The organism is Cellulomonas sp. NS3, from assembly GCF_024757985.1.
In the GTDB taxonomy this organism is placed as follows: domain Bacteria; phylum Actinomycetota; class Actinomycetes; order Actinomycetales; family Cellulomonadaceae; genus Cellulomonas_A.
In genome coordinates this window covers 2,231,673-2,253,310 of the sequence record NZ_CP103289.1, presented here as the reverse complement: position 1 = coordinate 2,253,310, position 21,638 = coordinate 2,231,673, and the positions used below count along the sequence as shown (strand labels likewise).

Below are 21,638 nucleotides of genomic sequence, written 5' to 3'. Positions count from 1 at the left end.
CGCCGGCCTCGTGGTGGTCGTCGGTGCCGAGCTCAGGCAGCGCACTCCGAGCAGACGGGGCGGCCGTCCTTCTCGTAGGCGAGCTGGCTGCGGTGGTGGACGAGGTAACAGCTCGTGCACGTGAACTCGTCCGCCTGACGCGGGAGGACACGCACCGACAGCTCCTCGCCCGACAGGTCGGCGCCGGGGAGCTCGAAGCCTTCCGCGGCTTCGGTCTCGTCCTCGTCGACCACGCCCGAGTTCTTGTCGGAGCGCCGAGCCTGGAGCTCCTGCAGCGAGTCCTCGCTGAGGTCCTCCTCGGTCTTGCGCGGGGCGTCGTAGTCGGTTGCCATCAGCGGGGTCACACTCCGGTCGTGTCGGCGGTTCGTCGTATGCGGGATCAATGCTTCGGCACCGTCGATTGTTCCCGCGGCGCTGGGATTGTGCACTATTTCAGGGCCGGGCGCACACACGGACAAATGCCCAGCGCGAGACGGCCCGAAATCTGCCCTTTCAGGCGCCTGTGCCCGCCCCGAGAGCGCTGAGGATCGACGTGAGCTGCGCCACCGTACCCGCCGGACCTGCGACCGTCATGGCCTCCCCCGCGGGCTGCCCGTCCAGGCCCGTCACGACCGCACCGGCCTCCTGCGCGACGAGCGCGCCCGCCGCGAGGTCCCACGGCTTGAGCCCCCGTTCGTAGTACAGGTCGAGCCCGCCCGAGGCGAGCGCGCACAGGTCGAGCGACGCCGAGCCGATGCGCCGGACGTCCCGGACCTGCGGCAGGAGCTCGGCCACGACGCGGGCCTGCGCGCGCCGCCGCTCGACGGTGTACCCGAAGCCCGTCCCGAGCAGCGAGCCCGCGAGGTTCTCGGCCGCCCGCAGCGTGAGCCGGCGTCCGTCGAGGTGCGCGCCGAGGCCGCGCCCCGCGATGTAGGTGCGCCCGTCCGCGACCGAGTGCACGCACCCCGCGACGACGGTCCACGTCGCAGGGTCGGGCGGGCCGGCGACGACCGCGACCGAGATCGCGTACGCGGGGATGCCGTAGAGGTAGTTGACGGTGCCGTCGATCGGGTCGATCACCCACGTGAGCCCGCTCGTGCCCGCGACCGGAGCCTCCTCCTCACCGAGGATCCCGTCGTGCGGGCGGTGCTCGGCGAGCATCGAGCGCAGCAGCGCCTCCGACGCGAGGTCCATCTGCGTCACGACGTCCATGGGGCTGGTCTTGGTCGCGGCGACGTCGACCCGGTCGGGGCGGCCGTCGCGCACGAGGTGCCCCGCGGCGCGCGCGAGGGTCTCGGCGAGCGCGACGAGCTCGCGCGTCTCGTCGGCGCCGGGCAGGCCGGGCAGGGACGGCGCGCCGGGCTCGGTGGTCGTGGAGGCGGGACGGGGACGCGTGGGGTCGTCGGCGGACGGTGCGGGCAGGGCGTCGGAGGTCACGCGCCCATCCTGCCCGAGCGGCTCGGGCCCCCGGCGGCCGGGCCGTCCGCCGCGGACCGGTCCGACGCGCACCCGGGGGACGTGCTCGCCGAGCGCACCGGAGAGAGCGCGGGTGGGCTCGCCCGGCGGTCAGCGTCCGCCCTGCGCAGGACCGCGCCACGGGCCGGGGGCCGACAGGTGCAGGCGCATCGCCACGACGCGGAGCACGAACACCACGGCGACCGCGAGCAGCTCCGTGAGCAGGGTGAGCGTCGACGTCGTCCACAGCAGCGCCGTCAGCGACGCCCCCACCACCGCGGGGATCGCGTAGAGCTGGCGGTGGTGCAGCACGACGGGGACCTCGCCCGTGAGCAGGTCGCGCAGCACCCCGCCGCCGACGCCCGTGATCACCCCGACGCACACCGACGCGGTCGCGCCGGCCCCGAGCTCGAGGCCCTTGAGCGTGCCGACGACGCTGAACAGCGCGAGCGCCCCCGCGTCGAGCACCGCGATCACGCGGCGCGCCCGCTCGAGCCGCGGGTGGAAGAAGTACATGACGATGCCGGCGGCGAACGCGGTGACGATGAACTCCCAGCGCGCGACCCCGACCGGCGGGACGGCGCCGACGAGCACGTCGCGGATCAGGCCCCCGCCCAGGCCGGCCGCCCAGGCGAGGACGACGATGCCGAAGATGTCGAACTGCTTGCGCACCGCGGCGAGCCCGCCGGACAGGCCGCCGACGAACACGCCGACGAGCTCGGTCAGCGGCTGGAGCGGGAGGTCGGGCGCCACGAGCGCATACTCTCAGGCGCCGCCGCGGCAGGTCCCGTGTCGCGGCGCACCGGGCGGGTTCCCCCCGGACGGCCGTGTTCGGTGGCACGCTCGTCCCTGAGCTACGAGGAGGTCGTATGGGTGAGCTCGAGCTGGTGGGTCTCCACGACGACGGGGAGCACCTCGTGCTCGTGGGGCCGGACGGGCAGCGGTTCCGTCTGCGCATCGACGAGCCGCTGCGCGCTGCCGTGCGCCGGGACCGCCCGAAGCTCGAGCAGCTCCGCGCCGAGCACTCCGGCGTCCTGAGCCCGCGCGAGATCCAGGCGCGCATCCGGGCCGGTGCGACCGCGCAGGAGGTGGCCGAGTCGGCCGACCTCGCCGTCGAGCAGGTCCGCCGCTACGAGGGCCCGGTGCTCGCCGAGCGCTCGTTCATCGCGGACCAGGCGCGGGCGACCCGCGTCGGCCGGGACCCCGGCGCGCCGGTGCTCGGCGACCTCGTGACGGACCGGCTCGCGGCCCGCGGCGTCCCGCTGCAGTCGCTCGCGTGGGACGCCCACCGTCAGCAGGCAGGCCCGTGGGTCGTCGTGGCGCGGTTCGACGTGGGGGGCGAGATCCGCGAGGCGCGTTGGACCTACGACGCCGCCAAGCGCGTCGTGCAGGCGGAGGAGGACGAGGCCCGCTGGCTCTCGGAGACCGAGCTCGCCGACGAGCCGATCCCGCGCCGCCACCTCGCCGCGGTCCGTGACGTGGTCTTCGACCTCGAGGCCGACGGCAGCGTCCGCGCGGTCGAGGGCTTCGAGGACGCGCCGGCCGACGCGGAGCCGGACCCGCGCGAGCGCACCCACGCGCTGCTCGACGACCTGAACACCCGGCGCGGCGTGCGCCAGCAGCTCGACCTGGACGACGACGACGAGTTCGAGGGCTTCGGACCGCAGCACGCGTTCGACTTCGCGGGGGTCGAGGCCCAGGTGCCCGGCGCCCACCCGGTCGACGCCGACCCGCTCGCCGAGGCGCAGGTGCTCGTGCCGGCCCGCCGCGAGCCCGTCCTGCGCGGCGAGGACGGCGGCGGGCACGGCGCCCCGGCGGTCCCTGCCGTCCCGGAGCCGCAGGCCGAGCGCGGCGACGAGCCCGACGAGGCCGTCGCTCCCCCGGCCGAGCGTCCGCGTGCTGCGCGCAAGGGCCGCGCGAAGGTCCCGAGCTGGGACGAGATCGTCTTCGGCGCGAAGCCCGAGTAGCGCGGGCCCGCCGGCCGCGACCCAGCCGAGCCCGGAGCCCGCGCGGCCGGACGCATGACGACGCCCCGGCGACCATGACGGTCACCGGGGCGTGCGCGCGCGTGGGTCAGCGGCCGCGGCGCGTCGCCTTGGTCAGGAGCTCCTTGGCCTTGCGCTGGTTCTCGGGCTTGCTCATCTCACGCTGGACCACCTGCGCGACCTTGATCGCGGCGCCGGTCTTCAGCATCTTGCCGATGTTCATGCGCGTGTCCTCACGTCCGGGCGGCGCCTCCGTGCGGCACCGCGCCCTGCCACGACCGTACGTCGCCGGGACGGCCACGGCGAGCGGGCCGCCCGTGCGCACACACCGTGCACAGCACCCGCACCCCGCGCACGTGGACCCGCCGGCGGACCCGTGCGCCGCGCCTCGACCTGCGGGCTCGCGCGGGCCCTCCTACGGTCGGGGGATGATCACGACACTCCACCTGGTCCGGCACGGCGAGAGCGAGGGGAACGTCGCCGCCGCGGCCGCACACCGCGCCGGGGCCCAGGTCATCGACGTGCCGGCGCGCGACGCGGACGTCGAGCTCTCGGAGCTCGGGGTCGCGCAGGCGCGCGGCCTGGGCACGTGGCTCGCCGAGCTGCCCGGGCACCAGCGCCCGCAGGCGGTGTGGGCGTCGCCGTACGTCCGGGCGCACCAGACGGCGCTGCTCGGGCTCGAGTCGGCCGGTCTGGACCTCCCGGTGCGGCGCGACGAGCGGCTGCGCGACCGCGAGCTGGGGATCCTCGACATGCTCACGGCGCGCGGCGTCGACGAGCGGGTCCCGCTCGAGGCGGAGCGCCGGCGCTGGCTCGGGAAGTTCTACTACCGCCCGCCCGGCGGGGAGTCGTGGGCGGACCTCGCCCTGCGGGTCCGCAGCCTGCTCGCGGACCTGGACCGGCCTCAGCTGCCCGACCGGGGGCTCGTCGTCTGCCACGACGCCGTGATCATGGTGATCCGGTACGTGTGCGAGCAGCTCACCGAGACCGAGGTGCTCGAGGAGGGCCGCCGCCGCTCGGTGCGCAACGCCTCCGTCACGACCCTCGTGCGCGAGCCCGGTGCCGACCTGTGGACGCTGCGCGAGTTCGACGCCGCGGACCACCTCGCCGACGTGGGCGTGCCCGCGACCGAGCACCCGGGGACCGCCGATGTCCGGCACTGAGCGCGGCACGCGGCCCGGCGACCGGTCCGGCACGGTCGTCACGCCCGCCCTGCTGCGCGGCTGGCCGCTGCCCGGGGACGCCGACTCGAAGGACGCCCGCGGCGCGGTGCTCGTCGTCGGGGGCGCGCGGCAGACGCCGGGCGCCGCGATGCTCGCCGGGCTCGCGTGCCTGCGAGTCGGGGCCGGCCGGCTGACCCTCGCGGTGGGCGGGTCGGTCGCGGTGGCGGTCGCGGTCGCCGTGCCCGAGTCGGCGGCGATCGGGATGCCCGAGACCGCGCACGGGCGGATCGGTGCGAGCGGCGTCGACGCGCTCGACGGCGAGCTCGCCCGCGCGACGGTCGTGCTCGTCGGGCCGGGCCTCGACGGGGCGGACGAGACCTCGGAGCTCCTGGGCGAGCTGCTCCCCCGGCTCGGCGACGACACCGCGGTCGTGCTCGACGCGTTCGCCCTCGGCGTGCTCGTCGACGTCGACCCGGACGTGATCGCGGCGTTCGACGGGCGGCTCGTGCTGACCCCCAACGCGGGCGAGGGCGCGCGCCTGCTCGGCCTCGACCCGGACAGCCCCGAGCTGGACGACCTCGCCGACGTCGCGGCCCGCATCGCGACGCGCTACGGCGCGGTGGTGAGCTGCCGCGGGGCCCTCGCCGCCCCGGACGGCCGGGCCTGGGAGTCGTCGACCGGCTCGGGCGGCCTCGCGACGTCCGGCAGCGGCGACGTCCTCGCCGGCGCGGTCGCGGGCGTGCTCGCGCGCGGCGCCGACCCCGCGCAGGCGGCGTGCTGGGGGACGCACCTGCACGGCGCGGCGGGCGACCGGCTCGCCGCACGGGTCGGGCAGCGCAGCTTCCTCGCGCGGGAGCTCCTCGAGGAGCTGCCCGCGGTGATCACCGAGCTGGAGGCCTGAGCCGCCGCGCCGAGGGCGGCTCGACGGTGCTGCGACTACCCCGGCCCGAGGGGTGGTGCCGGAGCTGATGTCGGCGCACAGTGGGGGGGAGGCGCAGGCGCCTCACGGTCCGCCGTCCTGGGGGTGTCCCATGCGTCAGAACCTGCCGCCCGACTGGGTACCGATGCTCTCGCGCGGTCGCCACCGGCGACCGACGAAGGGCGCGTGCTTCATGGAGCTCGCGTCGTTCCTCGCGGGAGAGCGCTGGAGCGACCACCCCGCGTGCACGCACGCGCTGCTGGCGACGCTCGCGCGCACGGTCAACGACCAGATGAGCGACGGCGGCCGGCAACGGCTGCTGCCGCTCGTCCCGTCGGTCATCGGCCTCACGTCCGAGGACCGCGAGGTCGACGTGCGGCTGGCGCTGTGGTGCGCGACGAGCGCGCTGCCCGTCGTCGCCGAGGAGACCCAGCGCGTGCTCGCGGTCGGCATCCTCGCCGCCGAGCGCCGCCTCGCCGAGATCGAGGGCCGCACCGACGGCGTGCTGACCGAGCGCAGCGCCCGCGCGCTCGCCGACGTCCCGCTCGCCGCGGAGTGGGCGCGCCGGTTCAGCCTGGGCCTGACGACGTCGGCGGCAGGGTTCCACGAGACCGGCGCCCCGAGCATCGTGTGCTGCTCGGTGCTCGGCGTCGCGGACGCGTGCGTGCCCGACACCGAGGACCGCATGCTCGCGATGCTCGCCGCGGGCATCGAGATCGTGCGGGTGGGCGCGGCGCGCGAGGAGCGCCGGGCACGGGCCGCCGAGGCGGGCAAGCCGCTGCCGCAGGCCCCCGCCGTCGCGTCGGCCCGCGAGCGCGTGGGCGCCGGGACCTGAGGGCCGACGGCACGGCCCGGGGAGCGCACCGCCCCCGGGCCGTGCCGCGCGTCCCGCCGGCCGTGCACCGGCACGGCGGGCGGGGTCCGGCCGTGCCGTGCCACCGCCACGGGGCGGGCGCCCGGCCTGCTCCCGGACGCCCGCCCCGCGCTCAGCGGACCACGAGCACGCGCGGCCAACCGACCGACGCGGTGTAGGACGCGTCGCCGCGGTAGACGACCGTCACGAGCGACGTCCGGGTCGACGTCGGGAGCGTGACCTGCGCGCGCCCGTCGCCGTCGAGCGTCGCCGTCGCCGCGCGGCGGCCGTTGACCTGCACCTCGACCGTCCCGGTCGGGGTGACCCCCGGCGCACCCGTCACCGCGACGTGCACGACCTTGGCGTCGGCCCGGCGCACGTCCCAGTCGGTCCCGGCGGTGCCGACCGTCGGCGTCGTGCGGAGGACCCGGTACCGCGCGGGGTCGGACACCGAGCCGGCCACCGCCGCGTCGCCGAGGTAGGCCGCGGTGACCTCGTGCGTGCCGACCGCGACGCCCGCGGGGAGCGCGACCCGGACGCGCGCATCGCGTGACGCGGCTCCGGCGGGGAGCTCGACGGTCGCGACGGCGACACCGTCGACGCGCACGTCGACGGTCCCCGACGCGCGACCCTCGGATGCCGCGACCGTGACGGTGGCGGTCCCGGGCCGGCCGAGGACCACGGTCGCGGGTGCGACGCGCACCGCCGTGGTGGACGTCGCCCGCTCGGCAAGCCCGACGCCCAGGACGTCCGCGAGGAGCGCCACGGAGTCCCCCGCGCGCCCGGCCATGAGTGCGTGCTCGGCGTCGGCGGTCCGCGCCGCGGCGTCGGCCGGCAGCCCGGGGCCGCCCTCGACGACCGCGGCCTGCGCGAGGTCGCGCACGAGCGAGACCACGAGCCCGGCGTCGGTGAACCGGTCGCCCCCGCCGTCGAGCGCGGACGCGGCCGTCGCGAGGAGCCGAACCGCGCGCTCGACGTCCGCGTCGTCGGTCGAGAGCACGTCCCCGTCCCACACGTCCGCGTCGAGCACCGCCTGCACCGCGGTGCGCGCCGGGCTCGAGCTCAGCCCCGCGACGACCTGCTCGAGCCGGGCCCGCGGGGCGTCCGTCCGCACGCCCCAGCCGTAGGCGTAGAGCGGTGCGTACGTCGTGTCCCCGACGTTGACCGGCACCTGGGCGGCGTCCGCCGGCCAGGACACGGGCAGCCGACCGGTGAACGGGCGGGCGCCGAACAGCGTGTCGGCGACCCCGGCACCCTCCGTCCCGGGCAGCCACGACGCGACGAGCCCGTCGATCGCGTCGAGCCGGTCCGTGACGAGCTGCGGACGGCCGGCGACGACCAGCACGACGCACGGCATCGCGCCGCACACCGTGTCGATCGCGGCCCGGTCCGCGGCCGGCAGCTCGAGGCTGCGGCCGTTGTTGCCGACGTCCCCGATGCCCTCGGCGTACGGCGGCTCGCCGACCACGACCACGCCGACGTCCGAGCCGTCGGTCGGTGCCGACGCGTCCTTCGACCACGTGACCTGGGCGGACGGCGCGACCTCGCGGATGCCCTCGAGGATCGTGGTGCCCGTGGTGGTGTCGCCCGAGCCGCCCTGCCACGAGATCGACCAGCCGCCCATCTGGTGGCCGAGGTCGTCGGCGTTCGAGCCCGCGACGTAGACCCGCGCGTCCGGCGCGAGCGGCAGGACGTCGTCGGCGTTCTTCAGCAGCACCTGGGACGCCGCGGCGGCCTCGCGCGCGACGGCCCGGTTCTCCGCCGAGCCGAGGTCGCCGGTGTGCGTACGGTCCGCGAGCGGCTCCTCGAACAGCCCGAGCGCGACCTTCTGCGTGAGGATCCGCCGGACCGCGTCGTCGACCCGGGACTGCGCGACGGTGCCGTCGGCGACCTTCTCCGTGAGCGCGGTGATGAACGCGCCGTAGTTGTAGGGCGCCATCGCCATGTCGAGCCCCGAGTTCACCGAGCGGGCCACCTTGTCGGCGTACGTGCCGCCGGGCAGCTTGTCGATGCCCTCCCAGTCGCTGATGAGGAACCCGTCGAACCCGAGCTCGCCCTTGAGCAGGTCGGTGTTGAGCGCGCCGTGCTCGTGCATGCGCAGCGGGCCGTCCCCGGAGTCGACCGCGGAGTACGACGGCATGATCGAGCCGACCCCGGCCTCGAGCGCGGGGACGTACGGGTCGACGTGCAGGCGCCGCAGCTCGCCCGGCGACCCGACGTGCGTGACGCCCTGGTCGATCGGGTACCCGCTGCCCGCGAGCGACGGCTCGTAGCGCGTGCCGCCGTCGCCGACCCAGTGCTTCGCGGTCGCGAGCACCTCGGTGGGTCCGGACATGTCCGCCGCGTCCTCGCCCTGGAGCCCGACGACCGCCGCGCGGGCCATCGCCGTCACGAGCGCCGGGTCCTCGCCGAACGACTCGTAGCTGCGGCCCCACCGCTCGTCGCGCGTCACGCACAGGCACGGCGAGAACGTCCACGGGATGCCGGTCCCCCGGACCTCGAGCGCCGTGACCTCCCCCGCCCGGCGCACGAGCTCGGGGTCACGCGCGGCGCCCAGGCCCGAGTTGTGCGGCAGGATCGTCGCGCCGACCACGTTGCTGTGCCCGTGCACGGCGTCGACGCCGTAGACGAGCGGGATCTGCAGCCGGGTCGAGAGCGCCTCGCGCTGGAAGCCGTCGATCATGTCGGCCCAGCCCGACGGGGTGTTGTCGGCCGGCACGGAGCCGCCGCCCGACAGCAGCGACCCGAGCCCGAGGCTCCCGATCTCGCTGTCGGAACGCAGGCCGAGCCGCTCGGCCTGGGCCATCTGACCGACCTTCTCGGCGAGCGTCATGCGCCCGAGGAGGTCCTCGACGCGCTCGGCGGTGGGCCGTGCCGCGTCGAGGTAGGGCGCGCCGGCCGCGTTGAGCACGACCCGCGGCGACGACGCGACGTCGGCCCCCTCGGCGGTGAGCGTCACCTCGACCGACCGGGAGTCGTCCTCCTCGGAGGTGGCGAGCGTGCGGACCTCGATCGTCTGCTCGGCGCCCGAGGGCGTCCCGGCGTCGAAGGTCAGCGTCCCCGAGAACGGCTCGTAGTGCGTGCCGGCCTCGGCGGTGTCGGCCGTCCCCGCGTGGGCGTAGGTGACGGTCGCCGGCTCGGGGAGCGGCTCGCCGTCGGTCGTCGTGAGCCGGAGCGTGACCTGCGCGACGTCGCCGCGGTCGACGAGCACGACGTCCTGCGTCGCGGCGACCGTGGCGGTCGGCACGGGCGCGGGCGAGCCGTAGAGCTCGACGTCGTCGACCGCCCAGCCGACGGGCTGCGCGGTGCCGGGGACCATCGTCACGGCATAGCCCCACGCGGACGTCAGGTCGAGCGTGCCGTTGCGGGTCGCCTCGTCGCCCGGCTGGTGGCCGCCGAGCCGGAGGTCGGTGAAGGGGATCTCGACGAGCTTCCACCGGCTGCCGTCGGGCGACCAGTTGTCCTTGAACGTCGCGGCCCACAGCTCGGCGTGCTCGCCGTCGGGCCCGCCGTCCTTGACCTCGACCTTGATGTCCGCGCCCGCGGTGGGCGAGGCGGGGCGGTTGTCCTGCGAGGCGTACCAGAGGAAGCGCAGCCCACGGAAGCCGCTCCAGTCCTGCGCGGCGGCGAGGTTGTGGCTGTACCCGCCCCAGCCGCCGGACGGGATGAGGTACTCCCCGCTCAGGACGTGGTTGCCGCCGGGGGCGCCGTCGCGGTCGCGCTCGGTCACCGCGAGGCTCACCTCGGAGCCGTCCGAGCCCCACGTGAAGTGCCCGACCGTCCCGCCGGGCTCGGCGACGGGGACGTCGCCCTCGAAGTCCTGGACCGTCGTGACGCGCTGGTAGAGCGCGACGTCGTCGAAGAGCCACGTGCCCGCGCCGAGGTCGGTGAGCGTGACCGCGAAGCCCGTGGACGCCGCGGGGTCGAAGCGCTCGTCGGACGCCGGGTCGCCCTTGACCCGGAGCTGCGCGAACGGCACGGTCACACGGCGCCAGCCCGCGCTGTCGTCGACGACGGACCGCTCGAACATGCGCCCGCCGCTCTTGAGCTCGTAGCGCAGCGTGCCGCCGTCCCCGGTGCCGCGGAACCAGAACGCGAAGCCGTCGTACGCCGACCAGTCGGCGGCGGGGCTGAGGTCGTGCGTGAAGCCGAACCAGTCACCCGGCGCCGGGATCGCGCCCACGGTGGCGGCGAGCGCGTGGTTCGCGTCGCCCGCACCCTCGCGCGTCGCCTCGGCGGTCGTGAGCACCGGCGTGACCGGGGCGCTGATCCCCCACGTCGTGTACCCGGCGGGCACGCCGTCCTCGAAGTCGTCGAGCACCTCGCTCGGGCCGACGTCGGGCAGGTCGCCGTGCGGCGCGATCGTCACCGTGGTCGTCGTGCGGGCACCGAGCACGAGGCCGGTCGGGTCGCTCAGGGTGAGGTCGAACGTGGTGACGGGTGCGAGCGGGCCGTGGTCGACGGTCGCGACCGTGACCTGCTGCGTCGTCTCCCCGGCGGCGAACGTGAGCACCTCGTCGACCGCGGTGTAGTCCGTCCCGGCGACCGCGGTGCCGCCGCCCGAGGTCACGCGCACGCGCGTCTCGCCGGTGGCCGGCGCGTTCAGCACGACGGGGACGGTCGCCGAGGCGCCGGCGGCGACCGTGGCGGTGGCCCGGCCGACCACGACGGCCGGCTGCTCGGGCGTGCCGTGGACCTCGATCGCGAAGAGCGAGTACCCGTACCAGTGCGGTCCCGCGGGGTCCCACGTGAACGGCACGCGCTCGAGCATGTGCACGCGCAGGTGCCGCGCGTCGACGGGCGCGGCGAGCGCGATCTCGTCGACGCCGCCGTCGCTCGCGGGCTCCGTGTGCACGGTCGACCAGCTCGCGGGGTCCGCGGGGTCGCCCGTCGCCGCCTGGATCTCGTACGACGCCGCATGGGCGGCCTCCCAGCGCAGGGTCAGGCCGTCCACCGCCGCAGTGGCGCCGAGGTCGACCGCGAGCCACGCGGTGAAGGTCGCGTCCTCGTCCGGGCCGTTGCCGCTCGCCCACCGCGTCGCCGGGTCGCCGTCGACCGCGTTCGAGGCCGGGAACGAGCCGTCCGTGTCGTCCTGCGACTGCGACGCCGTCGCCGTGCCCGCGATCGCGAGGTCGTCGCCGGCGGCGTGCGCGGGCCCGGCGGTCGCGAGCAGGACGAGCGGGGCCACGAGCGCGAGGGCCGCCGCGGCAGCGGTCGTGCGGCCGGCCGGCCACCCACCCCCGGGCCGCAGGATCGGGCCGGGACGCTGGCGTCGGGGCGGGACGAGGGCAAGGGTCGGACGCGTCACCTGTCACTCCTTCGTGAGGTCGGCCTGCTCAGAGAACCATCCGTACTTACTGCCGGGTAAGTGAAGAACAGGTCACGATCAGGTCACGATGCCCTGGTCGTCCGTCCAGCTGGACGGCTGCCGCACAGCACGCTCGACATGCCGTGCGCGGCCGTCCGACCTAGCCTCGAAGGCACCGACCAGCCCCTCCCGGAGGTCATCCCATGGACGTCACACCCCTGCCCCTCGCCGTCGTGACCGGCGGGTCGAGCGGCATCGGCCTCGAGCTCGTGCGCGAGTTCGCGGAGAACGGCTTCGAGGTGCTCAGCTGCGCCGAGGACGAGACCGGCCTGCAGATCGCCACCCAGACGCTCGTCGCCGACGGGCACCCCGTGCGCTCGGTGACCGCGGACCTCGCGACGCCCGAGGGCGTCGAGCGCCTCGTCGCCGAGATCGGCGGCCGGCCCGTCGATGCGCTCGCGCTCAACGCCGGCATCGCGAACGGCGGCCCCTTCCTCGAGACGCCGCTCGAGGCCGACCTGCGGGTCATCGCGCTCGACGTCGTCTCCGTGGTCCACCTCGCGAAGCGCCTGCTGCCGCGGATGGTGGCGCGCGGCGCGGGCCGGGTGCTCGTCACGTCGTCGGTCGCCGCGCGCATGCCCGGGCCCTACTACGCGACCTACGCGGCGTCGAAGGCGTTCGTGCAGAGCTTCACCGAGGCGATCCGCCACGAGCTCAAGGACACCGGCGTGTCGATCACGGCGCTGCTGCCCGGGCCGACGGACACCGACTTCTTCGAGGCCTCGCACATGGAGGGCACGCGCGTCGCCGAGCAGAAGAAGGACGACCCGGCCAAGGTCGCGCACCAGGGCTTCGAGGCGCTCATGGCCGGCAAGGACCAGGTCTCGACGCACTCGCTCAAGACCAAGATGCAGACCGCGATGGGTGCGGTCCTCCCCGACACCGCGAAGTCCGCGGTGCACGCGAAGATGACCGAGCCCCGCCACAGCGACCAGGAGGCCTGAGCATGGCGACCGACGAGACGACCCCGACCGACGAGACCGCTCCCGCTGACGCGACCGAGCCCACGGGCGGCACCGCGGACGACGCGCCCGGCGTCGGCAGCCCCGAGAAGGACCCGCAGGACTGGGTCACCGGCGACGAGCCGATGACCGGTCCGCAGGGCAGCTACCTGTCGACGCTCGCGCGCGAGGCCCGCGAGGAGGTGCCCGACGACCTGACGAAGGCGCAGGCCTCGGAGCTCATCGAGGAGCTGCAGTCGCGCACCGGGCGCGGGGCGGGCCAGGGCGCCTGACCCGCAGCACCACCCCCGCCGACCGGCCGCCCCACGGAGGGGCGACCGGTCGGCGAGCACGGACCTCGGGCTCGTGCGTCACGCGGAGTCGCGACGCACGAGCCCGACGACGTCGGAGCCCGGGCGCAGCGGGGCCTCCGTGCCCTCGAGCCCGTGCACGATCGTCTGCGCGATGTGCTCGGCGATCGCCCGGTGGTCGGTCGTGACCGTGGTGAGCGGCGGGTCGGCGACCGCCGCGCCGGGGATGTCGTCGAACCCGATGACCGCGAGGTCGCCCGGGACCGCGAGCCCCGAGCGCCGCACGCCCGTGAGGAGCGCGAGCGCGACGTCGTCGTTGTAGGCGCACACCGCGGTCACGCTCGCGCCGCGCCAGGTCGCGACGGCGTCCTTCGCGGCGTCGATCTCGAGCGGCACCGTCAGCACGACCGGGTCGTCGAGCCCCAGGTCGGCGCACGCCGCACGCACGCCCGCGAGCCGCGGCCCCGCGAAGCCCGCGACTCGCGGGTCGGCCGGGAACGCGTAGCCGAGCCGGCGATGACCCGCCGCCGCGAGGTGCTCGGCCTGCAGCCGGCCGGCGCGCTGCTGCGGGATCTCGAGCGCGCCGCGCCGGGTGCCGGCTCCCCCCCACCACCCCCGGCGAGCAGCGCGACCGTGACCTGGATGCCCTCGGCCCGCATCGCCGCGAGGTCCTCCTCGTCGGCGTCCTCGAACAGCACGACCGCGGCCGGGCTGACCGCCCGCCAGGCGTCGGCCAGCGTGCGTGACGAGCCCGCGCTCGGGTGCGCGAGCAGCGTGAGGCCCCGGGCCGCGAGCGCCGCGGACAGGTGCTCGAGCGACGCACCGACGGCCGGCCCGATGGGCCAGTTCGGCAGCAGGCAGAGGACCGTGTCGGAGCGCCCGCGCTGGAGCGTGCGCGCGGCCGCGGACGGCGCGTACTCGAGGCGTGCGACCGCGTCGAGGACGCGCTGCCGGGTCTCCTCGGGGATCTTCTGGTGCGGGGTGTCGTTCAGGACGTAGCTCACGGTCGTCCGCGAGACGCCCGCCTCGCGGGCGACGTCCGCGCTCGTGACGCGACGGGTCCGGATGGTGACCATGACGCCTCCTGTGTGCCCCTGCAGCGGCTCGACGAGGGTCCCGGCGGGTCCCTGCGGGCCGGAGAACGAGCCTCTGAACTGGTCTGTTGCCAAACCGACAATCCACACCCTACCGTACTGACACGCGCAAGTGACACGTGTCAGTGACACGCATCAGCCCGTTTTTCCGCCACCGCCAGCCGGAGCAGACATGAGCAGCGGAACGCCCGTCCAGCCCTTCAGCCCCCCGACGCCCGACACCACAGAGCCGTCCGCGTCGATCGTCACCTCCGGGATCCCGGGCCACGAGAGGCCCGTCCCCACCTCCGAGCACGCGCCGCCGACCGAGCCCGTCCGGGCGCCGTTCGTCCTCGGCTTCGCCTTCGCCCAGCTCGCGCTGTTCATCGCGCTGCTCGGTCCCGTCATGGTGAGCATGGCCATCAAGGTCATCCGGGTCGTCGGGCCCGAGAACGCCACGACAGCCCAGGGCCTCATCCTCGGCGTGGGCGCGTTCGCCGCGCTGCTCGCCAACCCGATCTTCGGGCGCCTGTCCGACCGCACGATGTCCCGCTTCGGCCGGAGGCGGCCATGGATGGTCGGCGGCAGCCTCGCGCTGGCTGCGTGCCTCCTGCTGATCTCCCTCGCCGACAACGTGCCCACGCTCGTCGTCGGCTGGTTCCTGGCGCAGCTCGCGGCCAACGCGTGCTTCGCCGCCTACCTCGCGACCATCGCCGACCAGGTCCCGAAGTCGCAGACCGCACGCATCAGCGCGCTCGCCGGCGTGATGCAGAACGTCGGCATCCTCGCCTCGATCTGGGTCGCCGGGCTGTTCACGAACGCGATGGTCCCGCTGTTCATGGTGCCCGCCGTGATCGGCGTCCTCGGGATGCTGACCTTCTCGCTCGTCCTGAAGGATCGCCCGCTGACCGAGCGTCCCGGGCCGATGGACGTGCGGGCGTGGCTGAACACCTTCTGGATCGACCCCCGCAAGCACGCCGACTTCGCGTGGGCCTGGTGGTCGCGGTTCCTGCTGACGCTCGGCAGCTTCCTGTTCTCGACGTTCCGGTTCTTCTGGATGAAGGACAACCTGGGGCTCACCGACAAGCAGGCGACCGACACCATCTTCACCGGCGTGCTCATCTACACCGTCGTGCTCGTGGTCGTCGGGCAGCTCGCCGGGATCGTGTCCGACCGGCTCGCCCGCCGCAAGGTCTTCGTCTTCGCCTCGACGGCGCTGTTCGCCGTGGGGCTCGGCCTGCTCACCCAGGTCACGACCGTCGGCGGGTTCTACCTCGTCGAGGTGCTCCTGGGCGCCGCGTTCGGCATCTACATGGGCGTCGACCTCGCGCTCGTCATCGAGGTGCTGCCGAACCCCGACGACGCCGCGAAGGACCTGGGCGTCTTCAACATCGCCAACGCCGGCCCGCAGTCGGTCGCGCCGTTCCTCGGAGCCCTGCTCATCGCCGGGCCCGCCCTCAACTACGACCGGCTCTACATCGTCGCGGCGCTGCTGGTGTTCGTCGGCGCGCTCGCCATCATCCCCGTCAAGAAGGTGAAGTGATGACCATGTCCCCCGTCTCCACGCAGACCGACGTGCGCGCGCTCGTCCGGACGCTCGACCTGCCCACCAAGGTGCGCCTCCTCACGGGGGCGACGGCGTTCACGCTGGCCCCCGACGAGTCGATCGGGCTCGGCGAGCTGCGCCTGTCCGACGGACCGACCGGTGTGCGCGGGCTGAAGTTCACGGGCGGTCGCAAGGTCGCCCTGTTCCCCAACGCGACGCTGCTCGCCTCCGCCTGGGACCCCGAGACGACCCGTGAGGTCGGCCGGATGCTCGCCGAGGAGGCGCTCGCCCAGGAGATCCACGTCGTGCTCGGCCCGACGATCAACCTGCACCGCTCGGTGCTCAACGGGCGCGTCTTCGAGGCGTACTCCGAGGACCCGCTGCTCACCGGCCGGCTCGCGGCGTCCTACGTCGACGGCCTGCAGTCGCTGCGCGTCGGGGCCTGCCTCAAGCACCTCGTGGCCAACGAGTCCGAGACGCAGCGCAACACGATGAACAGCGTGGTGGACGAGGCGACGCTCCGGGAGCTCTACCTGCTCCCCTTCGAGATCGCGACGCAGGAGTCGGACCCCTGGTCGATGATGGCCGCGTACAACGACGTCAACGGCGTCGCGGCGACCGAGCAGGACCACGTGATCAACGAGGTCGTCAAGGGCGAGTGGGGCTGGACCGGCCTCGTCATGTCCGACTGGTTCGCCACGAGGACCGCCGGCCCCGCGGCCAACGGCGGGCTCGACCTCGTGATGCCCGGCCCCGACGGCCCGTGGGGCGACGCGCTCGTCGCCGCGGTGCGCTCGGGCGAGGTCGACGAGTCCGTGGTCGACGACCACCTCGCGCGCCTCCTCGTGCTCGCGGACCGCGTCGGCGCGCTGGGCGAGCTCCGCTCGTACCCGGACGACCTCCCCGCGCCCGACAGCGCGGTGCGCCGGGAGCAGCTCACGCGCCTCGCCGCGCAGGGCATGACGGTCCTGACGAACCGCGACGCCGTCCTCCCGCTCGGGCGCGGCACGTCGGTCGCGCTCGTCGGGCGGCACGCGCTCGAGACGATCGACATGGGCGGCGGCTCGGCGCAGGTCAACCCGCCGTACCAGGTCAGCGTCGCGGAGGGCCTGACCGCCCTCCTCGGTGACGCGGTGACGGTCGTCGACGGCGTCGAGGTGCGCGAGCGCTCGGTCGCCGCCCGACCGGAGTTCGTGACCGACCCCGTGACGGGCGAGCCGGGCGTGCACGTCACGCTCCTCGCGGAGGACGGCACGGTGCTCGACGAGCGCCACTCGGACACCGCGACGACGATGGTCGGCTTCGACGACGACCTCCCGCAGGCCGTGCACACGGTGCGCTTCCAGGCCCGGCTGTCGCAGGCCGGTGCGGCCGAGGTCGGGGTCATGGGGGTCGGCGACTGGGTGCTGGCGGTCGGCGACCGGACGCTTCGGCACTCGCTGCGCGCCGGCGGCGGGTTCGCCGAGGAGATGCTCGCGCCGCCCGCCGCGACCGAGGTGCTCGACGTCGACACCGACGCCGTGATCGACGGCGAGGTCATGCTGCGCCCGCCGGCCGCGACGGACGTGCTCGACGTCGCCGCCGGCGTGACGGTCGAGGCGGACGCCGAGCCGATGGCCGGGGTCGGTCTGTTCGGGCTCGTCGCCCGCCCGGCGCCGCGGCCCGCGGCCGACGTGATCGCCGACGCGGTCGCCGCCGCACGCGCGGCCGACGTCGCCGTCGTGGTCGTGGGCCTGACCGAGGAGCGCGAGACCGAGTCGGTCGACAAGTCGACGCTCGCGCTGCCCGGCGACCAGGACGCGATGGTGAGCGCGGTCGCCGCCGCGGCCCGCAGGACGGTCGTCGTCGTGAACGCCGCGACGCCGGTGCTCATGCCGTGGCTCGACGAGGTCGACGCGGTGCTGTGGGCCGGGCTGCCCGGGCAGGAGGGCGGTCACGCCGTCGCCGCCGCGCTGCTCGGCGACATCGAGCCCGCGGGGCGCCTCGTCACGACGTTCCCCGCCGCGGACGGCGCCGCACCCGCGTGGTCGGTGACGCCCGTCGACGGCGACCTCGAGTACACCGAGGGCACGTTCGTCGGGTACCGCGGCCACCACGCCGGCCTGGCGCCGGAGCCGGCGTTCTGGCTCGGGCACGGCCTGGGCTACGCCACGTGGGAGTACGCGGACGTGACGGTCGACGAGTCGGGCGCCGCCCCGCGCGTAGAGGTCACGGTGACGAACACCGGGACGCGCCCGAGCCGCGAGGTCGTGCAGGTCTACCTCGACCCGCAGACCGACGACCAGCCCGTGCGGCTCGTCGGCTGGGCGTCCGCGAGCGCCGAGCCGGGCGAGTCCGTGCGCGTCGAGGTCACGACCGACGCGCGGCTGTGGCGGCGCTGGGACACCGCGTCGGGCACCTGGGGCCGGCTCGCCGAGGGCGGGCGCCTGCTCGTCGCGCGCGGGCTGGGCGACGTCCGCACGGAGGTCGCGCTGGCCGGGCACTGAGCCCGCTCGGGGCCTCCTCGCAGCACCCACGGCGCAGCGTCACCGGGCCCCCCGGTGGCGCTGCGCCGTCGCGCGTCCCGACCTACAGTCGGAGGACCGACGCCGACGACGAGGGGGCACGATGAGTGACGAGACGCCCGTGGAGCGCGACGCGCTGCCCATCCCGGACTACGACCACCTGCCGGTCACCGGCCTCGGCCACCGCATCCGGTCGCTGAGCGCCGAGCAGGTCGGGACGCTGCTGACGTACGAGCAGGCGCACGGCGACCGGCTGCCCGTCCTGCAGGTGCTCCAGGCCCGGCTCGGCGAGCTCGAGGACGGCGCCGAGCCGTCGGGCGGCGACGCGAGCGGCCTCGCACCGGAGCTCGCCGCCGGCGGCGCGCAGGGCGGCAGCCTCGTGAGCCCGCAGACGCAGGGCCCCAAGATCAACCCGCCGTCGCACGGCGACCCGACCAACCCGGCGCAGCCGCGCTGACACCCCGGCGAATCGTGTCTCCGGCACCGAGCCGAGGCGCGCCGAGCCGCGCCGGTCGACCGCAGACGCACGACAGGGCCGCCACGCACCGCGCGTGGTGGCCCTTGTCGGCCCGGGCCTCGCGCCCCCTTGGCACGACACCCCCGTGCCGCCGACCCTCAGCCGGCGACCCGCACGCGGCCGTCGGCGTCCACCACGACGTCGAACGTCCGCAGGTCCTGCGGCTCCTTGCCGGCCGCGTCGAGGCACGCCCCGGTGCGCAGGTCCCACACCTGCTTGTACATGGGCGAGGCGAGCGTCACCGCCTCCCCGGCCGAGCCGACGATGCCGCGCGAGAGCACGTTGGCGCCCGAGAACGGGTCGCGCTGCTGCACCGCGACGACCTCGTCGTCCTCCAGCCGGAACACCGCGACCTGCTGGTCACCGACGAGCGCCGCGGCCCCGCGCTCGGGCAGCAGGTCCTCGACGTGGCAGACGGTCGTCCAGGCGCTCATGAGCGCACCTCCAGCGTGCGGGCGACCACAGGGCTGCGGTCGGCGACGTCGTCACCGGCGCGCGCGGGGCGGACCTGGCCGCGCACCGGGGCGTAGACGAGGTCAGGGTCCGGGGTGTCCGGGGCGTTCACGAAGGACACGAACTGCCGCAGCTTCTCCGGGTCGTCGAGCGTCGCGCGCCACTCGTCGGTGTACTGCGCGACGTGCTCGGCCATGACCGCGTCCAGCTCGGCGCCCAGGCCCCGCGCGTCGTCGACGACGACCCGGCGCAGCTCGGCGAGCCCGCCCGGGTACTCCGCGACCCACGGCGCGGTCCGCTGCACCCGGTCCGCGGACTGGATGTAGTGCGCGAGGAACCGGTCGATCACCTGGACCAGCCGGTCGTCGTCGAGGTCCTCCGCGAGAAGCTCGGCGTGCCGCGGCGTGAAGCCGCCGTTGCCGCCGACGTAGACGTTCCAGCCCTTCTCGGTCGCGATGACGCCGACGTCCTTGCCGCGCGCCTCGGCGCACTCGCGCGCGCAGCCCGAGACGCCGACCTTGAACTTGTGCGGCGAGCGCAGGCCCCGGTAGCGGAGCTCGAGGCGCACCGCCATGCTCGCGGAGTCCTGCACCCCGAACCGGCACCAGGCCTGACCGACGCACGACTTCACCGCGCGCAGCGACTTGCCGTACGCCTGGCCCGACTCGAAGCCGGCGTCGACGAGGCGACGCCAGATCGCGGGCAGCTGGTCGATGCGTGCACCGAACATCGCGATGCGCTGCGCGCCCGTGATGCGGGTCGCGAGCCCGAACTCGGCGGCGACCCGGCCGAGCACGACGAGCTTCTCGGGGGTGATCTCCCCGCCCCGCACGCGCGGGACCACCGAGTACGTGCCGTCCTTCTGCATGTTCGCGAGCACGTGGTCGTTGGTGTCCTGCAGCGCCGCGTGCTCACGCTCGAGCACGTGCCCCGCGTTCGTCGAGGACAGCATCGAGGCGACGGCGGGCTTGCAGACCGCGCAGCCGCGGCCGGTGCCGTGCGCCTCGACGACCTGGGTGAACGTGCGCAGCCCGTCGCGGCGCACGAGCGCGAACAGCTCGGCGCGCGGCATCGCGAAGTGCTCGCACATCGCGTTCGAGACGGTGACGCCCGCGCTCTCGAGCGTCGAGCTCACGATCTTGGTCAGCAGCGGGACGCACGAGCCGCAGACGGTGCCGGCGCGGGTGCACGTCTTGACCTCGCCGACGCTCGTGCAGCCGTGCTCGGTGACCGCGGCGCGCACGGTGCCCGCCGAGACGTTGGAGCACGAGCAGACGACGACGTCGTCGGGCAGGTCCGGGCCGGGCGCGGGCGCGCCGCCCTCGGGTGCGAGGAACGCGGACGGGTCGGCGCCGAGCGGGCGGCCGAGCATCGGTCGCAGCGAGGAGTACAGCGACGTGTCGCCGACGAACACCCCGCCGAGCAGGGTGCGCGCGTCGTCCGACACGACGAGCTTGCGGTACGTCTGGGCGACCGGGTCGGCGAACATGACCTCGAGCGCGCCCGGGGTCAGCGCGAACACGTCGCCGAAGCTCGCGGCGTCGACCCCGACGCCCTTGAGCTTCGTGCCGTCCGCCGCGGGCCGGTAGGTCGCGGACCCGCCGAGCAGCTGGTCGACGACGACGTCGGCCATCGCGTTGCCCGGCGCGACGAGCCCGGTGCACTCACCCTCGAACGACGCGCACTCCCCCACGGCCCAGATCGACGGGTCGGACGTGCGGCACGTGGGGCCGACGACGACGCCGCCCCGCTCGCCGATCGCGAGCCCCGACTCGCGGGCCACCCGGTCGCGCGGGCGCACGCCGGTCGAGAACACCACGACGTCCGCGGGGACGGACGAGCCGTCGGACAGGTCCATCGTCGCGACCGCGCCGTCGTCCGCGGCCCCGAGCCGCGTCGCGCCCGTCGAGGTGCGCACGTCCATGCCGAGCCCGGTGACCAGGACGCGCAGGGCCTCGCCGCCGCCGTCGTCGAGCTGGACGTTCATGAGCCGGTCGGCGAACTCGACGACCGTCGCGCTCGTGCCGAGCGTCTGCAGCGCGGCTGCCGCTTCGAGCCCGAGCACCCCGCCGCCGACGACCGCACCCGCGAGCGGCCGGCCGAGCTCCTCGGTGCGCCGGGCGACCCAGTCGCGCAGCGCCTCGACGTCCCCGAGAGTGCGGTACGTGAACACGCCGGGCAGGTCGGTGCCCTCGGTGCGCGGGGTCCAGGCCCACGAGCCGGTCGCGAGCACGAGGTGGTCGTACGCCTCGACGCGCCCGGAGCGGGTCGTGACCGTGCGCGCGTCGCGGTCGATGCTGCGCACCGGGTCGCCCGTGCGCAGCTGCACCCGCGGGTCGAGCCACGGCGTCCCCGACAGGGTCAGGGCGCTCCCGTCCCGCCCGGTGAAGAACTCGGAGAGGTGCACGCGGTCGTACGGGGCGGCGTCCTCCTTGCCGAGCACGGTCAGCTGCCACTCGCCCTCGGGCGAGCGGGCGACGAGCTGCTCGACGAGGTGGTGGGCGACCATGCCGGCGCCGACGACGAGGACGCGGCCGGGAGAAGTCAGGCTCATGGTGGGTCTTTCGCTCG

Annotated in this window: 17 protein-coding genes and 1 pseudogene; 9 read left to right on the top strand and 9 right to left on the bottom strand. The window is 75.2% G+C overall.

The features are described 5' to 3' along the window. Nucleotides 1–32 precede the first annotated feature (32 nt). The 3 genes from NXY84_RS10280 to NXY84_RS10270 all read right to left on the bottom strand — a co-directional run bounded on the left by NXY84_RS10280 (nt 33) and on the right by NXY84_RS10270 (nt 2,187). Nucleotides 33–332: a DUF4193 domain-containing protein gene (locus NXY84_RS10280; protein ID WP_034627831.1), complete on the bottom strand. Its 300-nt coding sequence runs from the start codon at nt 330–332 to the stop codon at nt 33–35. Between the two features lie 160 nt (nt 333–492). After that, nucleotides 493–1,326, bottom strand: a complete 834-nt coding sequence (locus NXY84_RS10275) for an inositol monophosphatase family protein (RefSeq protein WP_258727176.1) — start codon at nt 1,324–1,326, stop codon at nt 493–495. Nucleotides 1,327–1,545: 219 nt separating this feature from the next. Continuing rightward, nucleotides 1,546–2,187 (bottom strand): trimeric intracellular cation channel family protein, encoded by a 642-nt coding sequence (locus NXY84_RS10270; protein ID WP_258726974.1) that lies wholly within the window; start codon nt 2,185–2,187, stop codon nt 1,546–1,548. 116 nt (nt 2,188–2,303) lie between these two features. Between NXY84_RS10270 and sepH the strand changes: the two genes are divergently transcribed. Then, entirely contained in the window at nt 2,304–3,401 is a 1,098-nt protein-coding gene (sepH, locus tag NXY84_RS10265; RefSeq protein ID WP_258726973.1) for a septation protein SepH, read from the top strand. 106 nt (nt 3,402–3,507) lie between these two features. Here the strand turns inward: sepH and NXY84_RS10260 are convergent, their stop codons facing one another. Continuing rightward, nucleotides 3,508–3,642 carry a hypothetical protein gene (locus tag NXY84_RS10260; protein WP_258726972.1) on the bottom strand — a complete coding sequence of 45 codons (135 nt, stop codon included), beginning with the start codon at nt 3,640–3,642 and terminating at the stop codon, nt 3,508–3,510. Nucleotides 3,643–3,847: 205 nt separating this feature from the next. On the opposite strand from NXY84_RS10260, the gene NXY84_RS10255 reads away from it, so the two are divergent. From NXY84_RS10255 to NXY84_RS10245, 3 genes are all read left to right on the top strand, one after another. Continuing rightward, nucleotides 3,848–4,582, top strand: a complete 735-nt coding sequence (locus tag NXY84_RS10255) for a histidine phosphatase family protein (RefSeq protein ID WP_258726971.1) — start codon at nt 3,848–3,850, stop codon at nt 4,580–4,582. Continuing rightward, nucleotides 4,569–5,483: an NAD(P)H-hydrate dehydratase gene (locus NXY84_RS10250; protein WP_258726970.1), complete on the top strand. Its 915-nt coding sequence runs from the start codon at nt 4,569–4,571 to the stop codon at nt 5,481–5,483. The genes NXY84_RS10255 and NXY84_RS10250 overlap by 14 nt, the downstream gene beginning before the upstream one ends. A gap of 130 nt (nt 5,484–5,613) precedes the next feature. After that, nucleotides 5,614–6,336: a hypothetical protein gene (locus NXY84_RS10245; RefSeq protein ID WP_258726969.1), complete on the top strand. Its 723-nt coding sequence runs from the start codon at nt 5,614–5,616 to the stop codon at nt 6,334–6,336. Between the two features lie 151 nt (nt 6,337–6,487). On the opposite strand, the gene NXY84_RS10240 is transcribed toward NXY84_RS10245, so the two are convergent. Next, entirely contained in the window at nt 6,488–11,662 is a 5,175-nt protein-coding gene (locus NXY84_RS10240) for a glycoside hydrolase family 3 N-terminal domain-containing protein (RefSeq protein WP_258726968.1), read from the bottom strand. 203 nt (nt 11,663–11,865) lie between these two features. Between NXY84_RS10240 and NXY84_RS10235 the strand changes: the two genes are divergently transcribed. Further along, entirely contained in the window at nt 11,866–12,666 is an 801-nt protein-coding gene (locus tag NXY84_RS10235; RefSeq protein WP_258726967.1) for an SDR family NAD(P)-dependent oxidoreductase, read from the top strand. Between the two features lie 2 nt (nt 12,667–12,668). Continuing rightward, nucleotides 12,669–12,956, top strand: a complete 288-nt coding sequence (locus NXY84_RS10230) for a DUF3072 domain-containing protein (protein ID WP_258726966.1) — start codon at nt 12,669–12,671, stop codon at nt 12,954–12,956. A 78-nt stretch (nt 12,957–13,034) separates the two neighbouring features. Here NXY84_RS10230 and NXY84_RS10225 read toward each other — a convergent pair whose 3' ends face one another. Both NXY84_RS10225 and NXY84_RS10220 read right to left on the bottom strand, forming a co-directional pair. Further along, the gene (locus tag NXY84_RS10225) at nt 13,035–13,523 is read right to left on the bottom strand and encodes a substrate-binding domain-containing protein (protein WP_258727175.1); all 489 of its coding nucleotides are present in this window, start codon (nt 13,521–13,523) and stop codon (nt 13,035–13,037) included. A 416-nt stretch (nt 13,524–13,939) separates the two neighbouring features. Then, nucleotides 13,940–14,050 (bottom strand): annotated as a pseudogene (locus tag NXY84_RS10220) (LacI family DNA-binding transcriptional regulator); the annotation flags it as partial. A 190-nt stretch (nt 14,051–14,240) separates the two neighbouring features. On the opposite strand from NXY84_RS10220, the gene NXY84_RS10215 reads away from it, so the two are divergent. From NXY84_RS10215 to NXY84_RS10205, 3 genes are all read left to right on the top strand, one after another. Beyond that, entirely contained in the window at nt 14,241–15,590 is a 1,350-nt protein-coding gene (locus tag NXY84_RS10215; RefSeq protein ID WP_258726965.1) for an MFS transporter, read from the top strand. Then, a complete protein-coding gene (locus tag NXY84_RS10210; RefSeq protein ID WP_258726964.1) occupies nt 15,590–18,079 on the top strand; it encodes a beta-glucosidase in 2,490 nt (829 codons plus the stop codon). The genes NXY84_RS10215 and NXY84_RS10210 overlap by 1 nt, the downstream gene beginning before the upstream one ends. Nucleotides 18,080–18,200: 121 nt before the next feature. Then, a complete protein-coding gene (locus NXY84_RS10205) occupies nt 18,201–18,554 on the top strand; it encodes a hypothetical protein (protein WP_258726963.1) in 354 nt (117 codons plus the stop codon). A 158-nt stretch (nt 18,555–18,712) separates the two neighbouring features. Here NXY84_RS10205 and nirD read toward each other — a convergent pair whose 3' ends face one another. Together nirD and nirB are read right to left on the bottom strand one after the other, a co-directional pair. After that, nucleotides 18,713–19,048 carry a nitrite reductase small subunit NirD gene (gene nirD / locus NXY84_RS10200; RefSeq protein ID WP_258726962.1) on the bottom strand — a complete coding sequence of 112 codons (336 nt, stop codon included), beginning with the start codon at nt 19,046–19,048 and terminating at the stop codon, nt 18,713–18,715. Beyond that, nucleotides 19,045–21,621 carry a nitrite reductase large subunit NirB gene (gene nirB / locus NXY84_RS10195; protein ID WP_258726961.1) on the bottom strand — a complete coding sequence of 859 codons (2,577 nt, stop codon included), beginning with the start codon at nt 21,619–21,621 and terminating at the stop codon, nt 19,045–19,047. The genes nirD and nirB overlap by 4 nt, the downstream gene beginning before the upstream one ends. Between the last annotated feature and the right edge of the window lie 17 nt (nt 21,622–21,638).

Bases quoted from the DNA above. Each gene is read 5' to 3' on its own strand.
- NXY84_RS10210 (WP_258726964.1), top strand. From the start codon at position 15,590: ATGACCATGTCCCCCGTCTCCACGCAGACCGACGTGCGCGCGCTCGTC.
- NXY84_RS10245 (WP_258726969.1), top strand. From the start codon at position 5,614: ATGCGTCAGAACCTGCCGCCCGACTGGGTACCGATGCTCTCGCGCGGT.
- NXY84_RS10280 (WP_034627831.1), bottom strand. From the start codon at position 332: ATGGCAACCGACTACGACGCCCCGCGCAAGACCGAGGAGGACCTCAGC.
- nirB (WP_258726961.1), bottom strand. From the start codon at position 21,621: ATGAGCCTGACTTCTCCCGGCCGCGTCCTCGTCGTCGGCGCCGGCATG.
- nirD (WP_258726962.1), bottom strand. From the start codon at position 19,048: ATGAGCGCCTGGACGACCGTCTGCCACGTCGAGGACCTGCTGCCCGAG.
- NXY84_RS10255 (WP_258726971.1), top strand. From the start codon at position 3,848: ATGATCACGACACTCCACCTGGTCCGGCACGGCGAGAGCGAGGGGAAC.
- NXY84_RS10215 (WP_258726965.1), top strand. From the start codon at position 14,241: ATGAGCAGCGGAACGCCCGTCCAGCCCTTCAGCCCCCCGACGCCCGAC.
- NXY84_RS10205 (WP_258726963.1), top strand. From the start codon at position 18,201: ATGAGTGACGAGACGCCCGTGGAGCGCGACGCGCTGCCCATCCCGGAC.
- sepH (WP_258726973.1), top strand. From the start codon at position 2,304: ATGGGTGAGCTCGAGCTGGTGGGTCTCCACGACGACGGGGAGCACCTC.
- NXY84_RS10260 (WP_258726972.1), bottom strand. From the start codon at position 3,642: ATGAACATCGGCAAGATGCTGAAGACCGGCGCCGCGATCAAGGTCGCG.
- NXY84_RS10250 (WP_258726970.1), top strand. From the start codon at position 4,569: ATGTCCGGCACTGAGCGCGGCACGCGGCCCGGCGACCGGTCCGGCACG.
- NXY84_RS10230 (WP_258726966.1), top strand. From the start codon at position 12,669: ATGGCGACCGACGAGACGACCCCGACCGACGAGACCGCTCCCGCTGAC.
- NXY84_RS10235 (WP_258726967.1), top strand. From the start codon at position 11,866: ATGGACGTCACACCCCTGCCCCTCGCCGTCGTGACCGGCGGGTCGAGC.